At 72.0% G+C, this 13,131-nt stretch carries 11 protein-coding genes; 6 read left to right on the top strand and 5 right to left on the bottom strand.

Features of this window, described 5'->3' with window-relative positions; translation table 11 throughout:
• Positions 1–192: 192 nt before the first annotated feature.
• The 4 genes from E9232_RS33960 to E9232_RS33945 all read right to left on the bottom strand — a co-directional run bounded on the left by E9232_RS33960 (position 193) and on the right by E9232_RS33945 (position 5,240).
• Positions 193–1,941, bottom strand: a complete 1,749-nt coding sequence (locus E9232_RS33960; RefSeq protein WP_309801747.1) for an ABC transporter ATP-binding protein/permease — start codon at positions 1,939–1,941, stop codon at positions 193–195.
• A 113-nt stretch (positions 1,942–2,054) separates the two neighbouring features.
• Entirely contained in the window at positions 2,055–3,806 is a 1,752-nt protein-coding gene (locus E9232_RS33955; protein ID WP_309801745.1) for a pseudouridine synthase, read from the bottom strand.
• Positions 3,803–4,747: an alpha/beta hydrolase gene (locus tag E9232_RS33950; protein ID WP_309801744.1), complete on the bottom strand. Its 945-nt coding sequence runs from the start codon at positions 4,745–4,747 to the stop codon at positions 3,803–3,805. Before E9232_RS33950 ends, E9232_RS33955 begins: the two co-directional genes overlap by 4 nt.
• Positions 4,748–4,760: 13 nt before the next feature.
• Positions 4,761–5,240, bottom strand: a complete 480-nt coding sequence (locus tag E9232_RS33945) for a Tat pathway signal sequence domain protein (RefSeq protein ID WP_309801743.1) — start codon at positions 5,238–5,240, stop codon at positions 4,761–4,763.
• A gap of 287 nt (positions 5,241–5,527) precedes the next feature.
• Between E9232_RS33945 and E9232_RS33940 the strand changes: the two genes are divergently transcribed.
• From E9232_RS33940 to E9232_RS33930, 3 genes are all read left to right on the top strand, one after another.
• Positions 5,528–7,162, top strand: a complete 1,635-nt coding sequence (locus tag E9232_RS33940) for a cell wall hydrolase (protein ID WP_309801742.1) — start codon at positions 5,528–5,530, stop codon at positions 7,160–7,162.
• A 227-nt stretch (positions 7,163–7,389) separates the two neighbouring features.
• Complete coding sequence (locus E9232_RS33935) at positions 7,390–8,685, top strand: MFS transporter (RefSeq protein ID WP_309801741.1); 1,296 nt, start codon at positions 7,390–7,392, stop codon at positions 8,683–8,685.
• 10 nt (positions 8,686–8,695) lie between these two features.
• Complete coding sequence (locus E9232_RS33930) at positions 8,696–9,742, top strand: TAXI family TRAP transporter solute-binding subunit (RefSeq protein ID WP_309801740.1); 1,047 nt, start codon at positions 8,696–8,698, stop codon at positions 9,740–9,742.
• A gap of 3 nt (positions 9,743–9,745) precedes the next feature.
• Here the strand turns inward: E9232_RS33930 and E9232_RS33925 are convergent, their stop codons facing one another.
• Positions 9,746–10,390 carry a glutathione S-transferase family protein gene (locus E9232_RS33925; RefSeq protein ID WP_309801739.1) on the bottom strand — a complete coding sequence of 215 codons (645 nt, stop codon included), beginning with the start codon at positions 10,388–10,390 and terminating at the stop codon, positions 9,746–9,748.
• A gap of 90 nt (positions 10,391–10,480) precedes the next feature.
• On the opposite strand from E9232_RS33925, the gene E9232_RS33920 reads away from it, so the two are divergent.
• Genes E9232_RS33920 through E9232_RS33910 form a run of 3 tightly spaced genes read left to right on the top strand, consistent with a single transcriptional unit; the run spans position 10,481 to position 13,120 of the window.
• The gene (locus E9232_RS33920) at positions 10,481–11,866 is read left to right on the top strand and encodes a leucyl aminopeptidase family protein (protein WP_309801738.1); all 1,386 of its coding nucleotides are present in this window, start codon (positions 10,481–10,483) and stop codon (positions 11,864–11,866) included.
• 40 nt (positions 11,867–11,906) lie between these two features.
• Positions 11,907–12,263, top strand: coding sequence for a MarR family transcriptional regulator (locus E9232_RS33915; RefSeq protein ID WP_309801736.1), 357 nt, complete (start codon positions 11,907–11,909; stop codon positions 12,261–12,263).
• A complete protein-coding gene (locus E9232_RS33910; protein ID WP_309801734.1) occupies positions 12,260–13,120 on the top strand; it encodes a C40 family peptidase in 861 nt (286 codons plus the stop codon). Before E9232_RS33915 ends, E9232_RS33910 begins: the two co-directional genes overlap by 4 nt.
• Positions 13,121–13,131: the final 11 nt, after the last annotated feature.

Below are 13,131 nucleotides of genomic sequence, written 5' to 3'. Positions count from 1 at the left end.
CTTTCCGCGCCCCGGTCCGGGTGGCCACCCGGACCGGGGCATCCCGCTCTCGCGGAATGATCCTTTCTACCCTCTTTCCAACAGACAATTGCGAGCGTAGCGAAGCAATCCATGGGGCAGCCCGGACTGGCGCCATGGATTGCTTCGTCGGCTTCGCCTCCTCGCAATGACGGAGAGGGGTGAGCGGCGGCCCTACGCCGCCGCGGCTTCGGGCGCCTCGACCAGCCGGGCCGGGGCCACGCCGTCCTTCTCGATCCGCCAGTGGCGGTCGTGGAAGGCGGCGACCTTGGGGTCGTGCGAGATGGTCAGCCAGGTCGTGCCGGGCAGCCGGTCGCGCAGCAGGGCGAACATCCGCTCCTCGGTCGCCTCGTCCAGCGCGCTGGTCGCTTCGTCCAGGAACAGCCAGTCGGGCTTGGTCAGGATGGCGCGGGCGATCGCCAGCCGCTGCTGCTCGCCCGGCGACAGGCGGCGGGCCCAATACTCCTCCTGCTCCAGCGCCGGCACGAGATGGCTGAGATCGACCGCGCGCAGCGCCTCCGCCGCGGTCTCGGCCGGCACCTCCTCCGGCTTGGCCGGGTAGGCGACGGCGGTGTGCAGGCTGCCCAGCGGCAGGTAGGGCCGCTGCGGCAAGAACAGCACCCGGGCGTTTCCGGGCAGGCGGATCTTGGCCTTGCCGAACGGCCAGATCCCGGCCAGGGCGCGGAACAGCGTGCTCTTGCCGGCGCCGGACGGGCCGGTCAGCAGCAGCCGGTCGCCGGGCTGGACCGACAGGCCGTGGCCTTCCAGCAGCGGCTGGCCATCCGGCAGGGCAAGTTGAACGGTCTCGACCGCCAGATTGGTGCGGGTATCGGACGCCATGTCGATGCCGCCGGAACGGGCCGCGGCTTTGGCGTCCTCCAGGCTGCGGCGGAAGCCGGTCAGACGATCGACGGTCGCCTTGTAGTCGGCCAGCGTGGAATAGGCGCTGACGAACCAGGACAGCGAATCCTGCACATTGCCGAAGGCCTGGATCACCTGGACGACGCCACCGAGCTCGATGGTTTTGGCGAAGTATTGCGGGGCGACGAGGATGCCGGGAAACACGGCGGAGGCTTGGCCGTAGGCGGAGGTGAAGAAGCCGAGCTTCTTCGTCCGGCTCATCAACTGGTAGAAATTCTCCATCACCCCGCCGAACAGGCGCAGCAGCCCCTGCCTCTCGCTCGCCTCGCCGCCATAGAGCGCGATCGCCTCGGTGTTCTCGCGGAACCGGACCAGGCCGAAGCGGAAATCCGCCTCCCGCTTCTGCTGCATGAAGTTCAGCCGGATCAGCGGGCGGCCGAGGAGATGCGTCAGGATGGTGCCGACGATGGCGTAGACGATGGCGGCCCACAGCATGAAATGCGGGATCGTGATGCCGCCGCCGCCGAACAGCGGGATGGTCAGGGGCGCCGCCAGCCCCCACAGGATCACGGCGAAGGAGAACAGGTTCACCACATTGCCGAGGAAGCTGAGGCTGAGGGTGAGGGTGCCGTCGACGAATTGCTGGATGTCGTCGGAGATGCGCTGGTCGGGGTTGTCGGTCGCGCCCGTCGTCAGCTGCTGGCGGTAATAGGCCCGGTCGGCCAGCCATTCGCCGAGCAGGTGGTCGGTCATCCAGCGCCGCCAGCGGATGCGCAGCCACTGCCCGAGATAGACCGCGTAGACGCCGCGCAGGACGGACACCGTCGCCAGGCCGCTGAAGATCGCGATCTCGCGCCAGAACGCGGGCTGATTGTAGTCCTGCAGCGCCTGGTAGAAGCGGTTGTACCAGAAGCTGAACTGCACGCTGAGAAAGACGGCGCCGAGTGTGCAGGCGATGATCACGACCAGCAGCCCGATCGCCGGCCATTTCTCCTTCGAGCGCCAGAACGGCATCAGGAGGGCGAAGAAGTCCTTCCAGAACTGCCGTGTACCCTGCTTCATCTCGCCACTCCGCTCCGCCGGCCGATCCTCGGGTGCAACCCCCTGCCGTCATATCGTGACAGCCGGGGTCGCACCCGTGAATTCCCCGTCATGCGGCGGTCATATCGGCGTGATCAACGCAGCGCGGGAAGGATTGTCTCCCGGTCCACCGTCGTCCAGCTGCCCGGCGGCAGGTCGCCGAGCTCGACATTGCCGATGGCGACGCGGACCAGCCGCAGGGTGGGATGGCCGACCGCCGCCGTCATCCGCCGCACCTGGCGGTTGCGGCCTTCGGTCAGGGTCAGGCGCAGCCAGGTGGTCGGGATCGCCAGCCGGAACCGGATCGGCGGGTCGCGCGGTGCCAGCTCCGGCTCCGTCTCCAGCCGCTCGGCCACGCAGGGCTTGGTCCGCCCGTCGGTCAGGGCGATGCCCGCGGCCAGGGCCTCCAGCGCCTCGTCCGCCGGCTCGCCCTCGACCTGCACCAGATAGGTCCGGGGGTGGCCGTGCTTCGGGTCGAGCAGCCGCTTGATCAGCGGGCCGTCATCGGTCAGCAGCAGCAGCCCCTCGCTGTCGGCGTCGAGGCGGCCGGCGGCGTAGATCCCGGGCGGCAGGCCGAATTCGTTCAGGCCGCGCCAGCGCCCCTCCGGCGTGAACTGGCTCAGCACGCCATAGGGCTTGTGGAGCAGCACGTAGCGGCACTGGTCCGGGGCCGGCGCCGGCCGCGTCTTCCGCTCCTCGCGCCAGCGTTCCCCCGGCTTGGCGGATTTCGCCCGCGGCGCGTCGCCGATCAGCTTGCGCGAGGAGGTCAGGGGCCGGGCCACGGACGGCCGGGGACGGGCGGCGGGGGCGACGGCCGGCTCCGGCGGGTCCTCGGCCTTGCCGCGCGCGGTGACCGATGGCACCCGGCCGCGCGGCCGGCGCCGGTCGGGGACGATCTCCTCCGGCGGCTCCTCTCCGCCATCCCACAGCCATTCCGGGATGGTGGCGAACTCACCGCCCTTGTCGGCACCGGGGCGGGATTTGGCGCCGGGCTTGCCGCGCGCCGGACGCCTGGCGCCGGCCGGCGGGTCGCCCGGCTTGGCGCCGCGCGCACCGGTGGCCGGGCCGCGCCGTCCGGCGCGGCTGTCGTCGCGGGACTCTTCGCTGTGCCGGCGGTCCGCGCCCGCCAGGTCGCGCTTGCCCTTGGGGGCCGCGGCGCGGGCCGACGGGGCCTTGCCGCGACCGGAGCGCGGGGCGTCTTCCGAGGGTGCCCGGTCATCCCGCCGCGAGCTGCGCGCGGATGAGGGGGCGCCGCGGCCGCGCGGTGGCCGACGCTCGGTGCCGGCCTCGTCCTCGGTGGCCCGAGTGCGGGTGGGGCGGCCGGGGCGCGCCGGACGACGCTCCGCCGACGGGGTCGCCGAATCTTCCCGCCGCGCGGGTCTCGGCGCGGCGTTGCGGGTGCGGGTCGGACGGCGCTCGCCGATGGCCTCGTCCTCGGTCGCTCGGGCGCGGGGGCGGCCGGGGCGCTGGTCGCCACGAGTCGGGCGACGCTCCGCCGACGCGGCCGGCGACTCCTCCCGCCGTGCAGGCCGCGGCGCGGCGCTGCGGCTGCGGGGCGGACGGCGCTCGGCGCGATCGCCTTCGTCCGGCTCCGCCGGCAGGAAGCGCGGAACCTTGCCCGGGCGGGCCTTGCGGCCGGGGCCGTGGTTGCCCGACGGGACCGGCGGCGCATCGTCGGTCCGGGGGCTGCGTCCGCGCGGAGGGCGGCGCGGGCCGCTGCCGGCGGCCTCGCCTTCGCCGGCGGAGGTCGGGGTCTTGGCCGAGCGCCGGTCGGTCGGCTTCGATCCGGCACCGCCGCGTGGCGGGCGGCCGGCACCGGATTTCGGGGGGCGGGGGGGCTTGGTCATGTCGTGGCCTGTCGGCGGAGGAAATCGGCGATGCGGTCGGCCTCGGGCCGCATCGCGTCCACAGTTCCGATCATGTGAAGGCAGCCGTGGATCATGCCGGGCCACAGGCGAAATTCGTACGGCCGGCCATCACGGGCCAGTCGATCGGCGAGCAGTTCACTGTCATTCCTCAGGCAATCATACTCCGCCGCGGCCAGGTAGAGCGGCGGCAGGTCGGCAAGATCGGCGGTGAGCGGGGCCGCGAGCGGAGTCCGCCGGTCGGTGCCCGCCGGCACATAATGGTTCCAGAACCACTCCATCTCGGCGGTGGAGAGGAAATAGCGGTTATCCGCACCATAGGCCAGATGCGATGGCGTGTCGTGGTCCGGCGCGAAGACCCCGTAGATCAGGGCGGCGCCGCGCAGCGGGGTCTCGCCGGCATCGCGCAGCGACAGCAGGGCGGCCAGAGCCAGGTTGGCGCCGGCGGAATCGCCCGCGATCACCAGCCGGCCGGGATCGATGCCCCAGTCGCGTCCATGCGCGGCGAGCCAGCGCACCGCCGCGACGCAATCCGCGAGCGGGGCCGGGAAGGGGTGCTCCGGCGCCAGCCGGTAGGCGACGCTGACGACCTTCAGCCCGGAGCGCACCGCCAGCTCGCGACAGATGCCGTCATGGCTGTCGAGGTCGCACAGCACCCAGCCGCCGCCATGGATGTAGATGACGGCCGGCGACAGCTCCGCCGTGCCGGGGTCGTACAGCCGGGCGGTCATCGCGCCGCCAGGGCCGGGGATGGTGCGGTCCTCGACCCGCGCCACCGTCGGGGCACGCTCGTTGAGCAGCGGCAGGACGGCCGCCATGCCCTGGCGCGCCGCGGCCGGGGACAGGCTTTCGAGCGGCGGGCGGTCGCCCGAAATCGCGGCGATCCGCTCCAGCATCCGGGCGACCTGCGGATCCAACGCCATGATGTGGCCTTGTTTACTTGATGAAACCGATCGCCGCACGGCTGGTGGGAACCAATAGATCGATGCAGCGTTCGACCGCTGCGTCCCCCGCCTTGCAAGTCAAGACATCATTCAACAGCACCCGGCCGAAATTTCCGCAATCATGCCCGGCGATCTCGAACACCTTCACCATGGTTTTGCCCGCGGCCAGCGGCGCCATGTCGACGGCCAGTTGGTCGACGATGATGCCCTTCGGATCGAAGACCACGAGGTCGAGCTGCATATTGCTGAAGTTCCGGGGGGTGCCGTTGTGCATCACCATGAAGGCGCGGCAGCCGTTGTTGCCGGGCTCGAGCTTGTTGAGCTCGATGTCGATGCCCTCCTTGGGCGTCGACTCGGGGGGCTGCTTTTCCTGCGCCAGCGCCGGAAAGGCGACAATCGCAACAAAAGCTGCGAAAAAACTTGCCGTCCTGAATCGAGCGAAACGGCGGGTCTTGGGGTTCTGGCGCGGCATCTGGGCTCCCGTCGATCTGGACTCGCAAGGCGCGCCATGATACCCGCGCCCCCCGTGACCGCAATGAAATGCACTGAGGCGGTCGGTGTTCCCGGGTTTGCAAGCTGCGACCCAAGGATTGCGGGTCGCGATCCGGGACCTGACCGTCGGCGCAGAACGTTGCCCCGTCTCCCGGCGACGCCGGGCGCTTTGCGCCTCGCGGGCCGAAATTTCCACCGCCCGGTCGGCGGTGGCGGGCGGCATCCGGATGGTCACCATCCGGCGCGCCGACCGGAAGGAGGAGGGGCATGACGTGGAAGGGCCACCTTCTTCTGTCGATCGCACTGGTGGGGGCCGTGGCCCTCGGTGGCGTGATCGGGATCGATTCTGCGCGTCCGACACCGTCGCCCGTCATTGCCGTGGATCTGACCCAGATCGCGGTCGAACAGGCGCGCCTGGTCGACCCGGCGGAGGCGGCGCGGCCCCATCCCGCGGTCGCGGCGGTGGTGCGCTTGGCCGCGGCCCGGCAACCCGCGCGCCCGGTCACCTCCAGGCTGCTCCACATCTTCTTCGGCACGGCCTTCGCCGGCGTGCCCCGCTTCACCGATCTGGCATCTCCGCCGCCCCTTGAGCGTCCAGGGCTGGACCCCTGGGCGGGGGCGATGCAGGAGGTGGCGCGCATAACGCCGCCGCCGCCGCAGGACGCTGTGCCCGCCCTGGTGCCGGTCAGCCTGCCGTCCGGCCAGGCCGCCCTCGCCGATCCGGTCGAACGCCTGGCCGACCCGCAGCCCACCGCCGGGCCGCTGCCGGTGGCGCCGCCGCCGGTGCAGGCGACCGCCGAACCGCCGCTGGCCCCGGCCGCGGGGGTGGAGGCGGCGCCGGTGGCGCTGGGATCTGCGCTGCTGCCGGCCCAGCCCGGCACTGCCACGGTGATCGACACCACCTCGCAGACGGCGAAGCCCATAGTGGTGGCCTCGCTGGCGCCGACCAAGGAACTGCTGGCCGAGGCCGTCGGCCCGGCGCCTGCGCCGGTGGCGGCGATCGTCCCGGTCGCCGCCGCCCCGGCCCCGGCGGCGCCCGGCGTCGCGGTGCAAGCCGGATCGGACCGCGCCGTGGTCGCCACCGACGATCTGCATGCCGAACAGCCGGCCGGCCCCGGGGTCGCCCCGGTCTGGGCCCGCTCGCGCTCCTCGTTGCTGCGCGTCGCCCGGCCGGAGCCCGAGGTGTCGGAGCGGCTGGACGTCGCCCTGGCCCGCGCCGTGTCGCTGATCGAACCGGCCGGCGCCTCCTGGCTGCGCACCGCCGAGGCGGATGGGGCCGGCCGCCGCCTGACCGGCTGCGGCCTGGGCGACCTCGCCTGCTCGACCTTCGTCGCCGGCAGCGGCAGCGCGCTCGACCAGCCGTCGCCGCTGCTGGCCCGCCATGCGGGCGAAACGCTGTCGATCGGCGGCGTCCCCCTGCCGGCCGCCGGCCCGGACGCCGAGAAGGCGCTGCGATGCCTCGCCTTCACCGCCTATACCGAAGCCGGCAACCAGGGCACCCGCGGCATGGCCGCGGTGGTCTGGGTGGTGATGAACCGCATCGCCGTATCGGATGATTTCGGCGATTCGCCCTGCGAGGTCCTGGCCGATCCCGGCCAGTTCGAACCGCTGCAGCGGCCGCGCTTCCGCGCCTTCGCCAAGGCCGTGCGCAGCGGCGCCATGCCGAAATTCCCGCAGCCGCTGAACCCGCAGGACGAGATCCTGCTGCGCACCGCGCGGCTGGTGGTGTGGCAGATGCTGGACGGCTATTTCGCCGACGACCCGACCGACGGCGCCCAGTATTTCCTGGCCCCGGCGGCGATGCGGGCGCTCGGCCGCGGCATGCCGGCCTGGACCACGCGCTTCTCGCGCACCGCCTCGATCGGCGACCACGTCTTCTACCGGCCGAAGCGGGGCGGCTAAGCCGGGGTCGGCGAAGCCGATCCCCTCGGGGTCGGCGAAGCCGATCCCGCCGTTTCCTCGGCCGCCGACGGCCGTCGAATCCCGCCGGGTCCTGTGACGGAGGTTCCGGTTGCCTCGCCCCTGAAATCCGCGGACTGTGCCCGGGCCGTGCGGGTTGGCCCGCCTGCCCTGAAAACGTCACGAATCTTCCCTGGCCCCGACCCCTCGCCCGACCTAGAAGGGATTTGATGGCCGTCACCGATTCCGCCCCTATGTCGCCGTCGCTCGGCTCGGTCCTGCTGGCCGTGGCGCCGCTGCTGTTCAGCGCGGCGATCATGATCATGGGCAACGGGCTGTTCGGCACGCTGGTCGCGATCCGCATGGATCTCGACGGCAACGACGTGGGCACCATCGGCCTGGTCCTCGCCTGCTATTCCGGCGGTTTCGCGCTGGGCACGCTGATCTGCCCCCGGATCGTGCTGCTGGTCGGCCATATCAGGACCTTCGCCGCCTTCGCGGTGATCGCCTCGGCCGCGGCGCTGTTCCATGCGCTGTGGGTCGACCCGGTGGTGTGGGCGGCGCTGCGCTTCGTCACCGGCATCAGCATGGCGGTGCTGTTCACCATCATCGAGAGCTGGCTGAACGCCAAGGCGGTGAACGCGGTGCGCGGCCGGGTGATGTCCTCCTACATGGCGGTGAACTACACCGCCTTCGGCCTGTCGCAGCCCTGGCTGACGGTGATGGACCCGGCCAGCTTCGCCCTGTTCTCGGTGGTGGCGATGCTGGTGTCACTGTCGCTGGTGCCGCTGTCGCTGACCCCGGTCGAGACCCCGCCGGTGATCAAGGTCAAGCGCTTCGGCCTGCGCACCCTGATCGCGATTTCGCCGCTCGGCGTCGGCGGGTGCTTCTCGGTCGGGCTGATCAGCGCCGCCTTCTCCGGCATGGGGCCGGTCTATGCCCGCACCATCGACCCGTCGCCGAACTGGATCGCCGCCTTCATGATGACGGCGATCTTCTCCGGCTTCCTGCTGCAGTACCCGGTGGGCAAGCTGTCCGACCGGTTCGACCGGCGGCAGGTGTTCCTCGGCATCAGCATCGCCCTGGCCCTGGTCAGCGCCGGCCTGGCCCTGTTCGGCGGGCTGTCGATGACGCTGATGCTGGTGCTGCTCGCGATGTTCGGCGGGCTGTCCTACACCATCTATCCCCTCAGCCTCAGCCATGCGAACGACTTCATGCAGCCGGAACAGCTGGTGCCGGCCGCGGCCGGGCTGCTGCTGTGCTACGGCGTCGGCGCTATCTTCGGCCCGATCATGGCGTCGCGGGTGATGGGGCTGCTGGGGCCCGCCGGCCTGTTCGCGTGGACCGGGACGGTGGCGGCGCTGCTGGCGCTGTTCACGATGTACCGGATGACCCGCCGCGTGGCGAAACCGAACGAGGAGCAGGGCAGCTTCGTGACGGTGGTGCCGACGACCACGCCGGTCGCCGCCGGGCTCGACCCGCGCGCGCCGGGCACGGCGCCGCCGACCGTGCGCGACGCCGCCTGAAGGGATGGACATGCCGCTCGACCGCCGCCGCCTGATCACGTCGCTTCCCGCCATCGGCCTGGCCCTGGCGGGGTGGGGCGGGCTGCGGCCGGCGCGGGCGCAGGACCCGTTCTTCTTCAAGATCGGCACCGGCACCACCGGCGGCACCTATTTCCCGATCGGCGGCATCATCGCCGGCGCCATCTCCGGCCCGCCCGGCCTGCCGCCCTGCGGCAGCGCCGGCGGCAGCTGCGGCGTGAACGGCCTGATCGCCATCGCCCAGGCCAGCGCCGGGTCGATCGACAACATCCGGCGGATGGGCAGCGGCGAGTTCGATTCCGGCCTGGCCCAGGCCGATGTCGCCTTCGCCGCCTATACCGGCGAAGGGCCCTTCGCCGGCGAGCCGCCGGTCACCAGCCTGCGCGCCATCGCCCATCTCTATTCCGAGTTCGTCCACATCGCGGTGCCGGCCGACGGCCCGGTGCAGTCGGTCAAGGACCTCAAGGGCCGGCGCGTTTCGGTCGGCACCGAAGGGTCGGGCACGCTCTACGACACCCGCCTGATCCTGGCCGGCTACGGGCTGAAGCAGACCGATGTCGAGGAGGTGTTCGAGCGGCCGGAGCCGTCGGTCGACCTCGTGGTCGACGGCAAGCTCGACGCCATGGTGATGACTGGCGGGCCGCCGCTCGGGGTGATCACCGACCTTGCCAAGCGTCGCCCGATGCGGCTGCTGCCGATCGAGGGCGCGGATGCCGAGGCGCTGGTCGCCAAGGCGCCCTTCTTCACGTTGGAATCGATCCCCGAGGGCGCCTATGACGGCATCCCGGCGGTGCCGACGCTGTCGGTCGGGGCGATCTGGCTGGTCTCCGCCAAGGTCCCCGACGAGACCGTCTACCAGATTACCCGAGCCCTGTGGCAGGACTCGACCCTGGCCCTGCTCGCCGCCGGCCATCCGCGCGGCAAGGAGATCTCGGCCGAGCGCGCGGTGCGCGGTCTGGGCGTGCCGCTGCATCCCGGCGCCGCCCGCTACTACGCCGAACACGCCGGGATCGGCAGTCCGACCCGGGCGACGCCGTAAAGGCTAGAACGTCAGCACCCAGGGCTCGGCCCGCGCGGCCTCGACCCAGCGCTGCATCGCCGGCAGGGCGAGCATGGTGTCGACATAGGCGCGGCAGGCGGGGTCCAACGGCACGCCGTAGCGGTCGAAGCGGAACACCACCGGCGCGTACATGCAGTCGGCTGCGGTGAAGCCGCCGAACAGGAACGGGCCCTCCGCGGCGCTGGCCTCGCGGCATTGCCGCCAGATCGTGGTGATGCGGGCGATGTCGGCTTCGGTCGCGGGGGTGCGCGGCCGGTCGGGTTCGCGGGCCAGCACGTCCATCGGCAGCACGTCGCGCAGCGCGGCGAAGCCGGAATGCATCTCGGCTGAGACCGACCGCGCCAGCGCCCGCCGCGCCGGATCGCGCGGCCACAGCGACCATTCGGGAAAGCGTTCGGCGAGATATTCGAGAATCGCCAGAGTGTCCCAGACGGTCAGGTCGCCGTCCCGCAGCACCGGCACCTTGCCGGCCGGGGAATGGCGCAGGATCGCCTCCTTCGAACCCGGGCCGTAGAGCGGGATCACGACCTCCTCGAACGGGACTTCGTGATGCGCCAGGGCCAGCCAAGGGCGCAGCGACCAGGAGGAGTAGCGTTGGTTGCCGATGACGAGGCGCAGATCGGGCATGGGCGGGTCCGGCGGGCGGGGGGTTGGCAAGGGAAACGGGCTGGAGCATGGTGTGCCGCCCCGAGTTACCGAATGCAAGAAGGCCCGACCGTGCTGCCGAATCTTGTCGATGCCGCCGAGGGAGAAGCCGTCTCTCTGATCCCGCTCAGCAAGACGACGCTGGAGGCGTGGCGCGCCGCCGCGGTTCCGGCGCAGCGGGCCTGGGTCGAGGCGCATGGCTTCGCCGCGGAATCGGGCCGCACCCTGGTGCTGCCGGGCGAGGGCGGCCGGGTCGCCGCCGTCCTGGTGGGCCTCGAGGGCCCATTGGACATCTGGGCCTTCGGCGGGCTGCCGACATCGCTGCCGGCCGGCACCTACGCGCTGGCCGATTCGGTGGAGGCGGAGACGGCGACCGCCGCCGCCTTCGGCTGGGCGCTCGGCGGCTATCACTTCAGCCGCTACAAGGGGCCGGAGCGGGCACCGGCCAATCTGGTGTGGCCGCGGGCCGCCGACCGCGCCGCGGTCGAGCGCGCGGCCAGCGCCACCGCCCTGGTGCGCGACCTGGTCAACACCCCGGCCAACGACCTCGGCCCGGCCGAACTGGCCACCGCGGCCGAAGGCCTGGCGAAGGAATTCGGCGCGCGCTTCAGCGTCATCACCGGCGACGAGCTGCTGACCCGCAACTATCCGATGATCCATGCGGTCGGCCGGGCGTCCAGCCGGGCGCCGCGGCTGATCGACATCGAATGGGGCGACCCGTCGGCACCGAAGGTGACGCTGGTCGGCAAGGGCGTGTGCTTCGATTCGGGCGGGCTGGACCTCAAGGACGCCGCCGGCATGCTGATGATGAAGAAGGACATGGGCGGCGCGGCCCATGCCCTCGGCGTGGCCCGGATGGTGATGATGGCGCGGCTGCCGGTGCGGCTGCGCGTGCTGGTCCCCGCGGTCGAGAACGCGGTGTCGGGCGATGCCTTCCGGCCGATGGACGTCTACCGCAGCCGCAAGGGCCTGACGGTCGAGATCGGCAACACCGACGCCGAGGGCCGGCTGGTGCTGTGCGATGCGCTGGAGGAGGCGTCGTCCGAGACGCCGGAGATCATCATCGACTTCGCTACCCTGACCGGCGCCGCCCGGGTCGCCCTGGGCACCGACCTGCCGGCGATGTTCTCCAACCACGACGCCACCGCCGACGCCCTGTCCGCCGCGTCGCGCCGGGTCGACGACCCGCTGTGGCGCCTGCCGCTGTGGCAGCCCTACAACCGGCTGCTGAAATCCGGCATCGCCGACGTCAACAACGCCCCCGACACGCGCTTCGGCGGGGCCATCACCGCGGCGCTGTTCCTCGAGCGCTTCGTGGCCCCCGCCGTGCCCTGGGTGCATATCGACCTCTACGCCTGGAACGGCGCCGACCGTCCGGGCCGGCCGAAGGGCGGCGAGGCGATGACGATGCGGGCCGTCTACGCCCTGCTGGAGGAGCGTTTTGGAGGCCGGCACTGATTCGATCGATCGCCCCGCCGGCGCCGAGCGGGAGGGCAGCATGTCCGTCGCGCTGACCTCGCTCCAGGCGCTGGAGCTGTGGCGCCATGCCCTGACCGCGGCGGTGCGGCGCGAGGCGCCCGACCTGTCGTCGCGGCAGATCGCGCTGTTGCTCACCATCTACCTGACGCCGGCGCCGCACACGGTGCGCGGCCTGTCCTCGGCCCTGCACATCTCCAAGCCGGCGGTGACCCGCGCGCTCGACCGGCTGGGCGAACTGGACCTGACCCGCCGCACCGTCGATTCGGCCGACCGCCGCAACGTGCTGATCGAACGGACCACGGCCGGCCAGGCCTATCTCGACGGCTTCGCCGATCTGGTGCGCCAGGCGGCGACCATGATCGGGGCGGCGGCGTGAGCATCGACCGCAACCTGGTGCCCTGGCGGCCCGACCTCGCGGCCGAAAGCCTGCGCGGCCTCCACCCGGCGGAACGCTACGCCGCCGGCACGCTGCACCAGGCGATCCGTGGCATCGTGCCGATGCGGTCGACACCCGACGCCTCGCGTGGCCAGGCGACCGAGATGCTGCACGGCGAGACCATCACGGTCTACGACATCAGGGATGGCTGGGCCTGGGGCCAGCTGACGGCCGACGGCTATGTCGGCTATGTCCAGGCTTCGGCACTGACCGACCGGATCATGGCGCCGACCCATCGCGTCCGCGCCTTCCGCGCCTTCCTCTACCCGGCGCCGGACATGAAGCTGCCGCCGCTCCGCGCGCTCAGCTTCCGCAGCCCGGTCGAGGTGGTGGAGACGGCGAAGGGCTATGCCCGGATCCGCGAGGCCGGCGAACCCGGCGGCTGGCTGGCGGAGGTGGCGTTGGGGCCGCTCGACGCGGTCGAGCCCGACGTGGTCGTCACGGCGCAGCGCTTCCTCGGCATCCCCTATCTCTGGGGCGGCCGCTCCAGCCTGGGCATCGACTGCTCCGGCCTGGCCCAGCTGGCCCATGCCGCGGCCGGCCTGGCGATCGAGCGCGACACCTACCGCCAGGTGCAGACCGCCGGCACGCTGGTCGGCACCGATGCCAGTGTCGGCCTACGGCGCGGCGACCTGGTCTACTTCCCCGGCCATGTCGGGCTGATGGTCGACGGCGAGACCCTGCTCCACGCCAATTCCCGTGCGATGTGCGTCTCGCTGGATGCCCTCGCCGAGGTCGCCGCCCGGTCCGCAGCGGCCGAGGGCAAGGGCATCGTCGCGGTGCGGCGCTTCGGATAGCGCCGGGTCAG

This window comes from Inquilinus ginsengisoli, from assembly GCF_031453975.1.
Lineage (GTDB): Bacteria > Pseudomonadota > Alphaproteobacteria > DSM-16000 > Inquilinaceae > Inquilinus > Inquilinus ginsengisoli_A.
This window is presented reverse-complemented; position numbering and strand designations above follow the sequence as displayed.

Coding starts and splice junctions, on each gene's coding strand:
- E9232_RS33960 (WP_309801747.1), bottom strand. CDS start 1,941: ATGAAGCAGGGTACACGGCAGTTCTGGAAGGACTTCTTCGCCCTCCTG.
- E9232_RS33955 (WP_309801745.1), bottom strand. CDS start 3,806: ATGACCAAGCCCCCCCGCCCCCCGAAATCCGGTGCCGGCCGCCCGCCA.
- E9232_RS33950 (WP_309801744.1), bottom strand. CDS start 4,747: ATGGCGTTGGATCCGCAGGTCGCCCGGATGCTGGAGCGGATCGCCGCG.
- E9232_RS33945 (WP_309801743.1), bottom strand. CDS start 5,240: ATGCCGCGCCAGAACCCCAAGACCCGCCGTTTCGCTCGATTCAGGACG.
- E9232_RS33940 (WP_309801742.1), top strand. CDS start 5,528: ATGACGTGGAAGGGCCACCTTCTTCTGTCGATCGCACTGGTGGGGGCC.
- E9232_RS33935 (WP_309801741.1), top strand. CDS start 7,390: ATGGCCGTCACCGATTCCGCCCCTATGTCGCCGTCGCTCGGCTCGGTC.
- E9232_RS33930 (WP_309801740.1), top strand. CDS start 8,696: ATGCCGCTCGACCGCCGCCGCCTGATCACGTCGCTTCCCGCCATCGGC.
- E9232_RS33925 (WP_309801739.1), bottom strand. CDS start 10,390: ATGCCCGATCTGCGCCTCGTCATCGGCAACCAACGCTACTCCTCCTGG.
- E9232_RS33915 (WP_309801736.1), top strand. CDS start 11,907: ATGTCCGTCGCGCTGACCTCGCTCCAGGCGCTGGAGCTGTGGCGCCAT.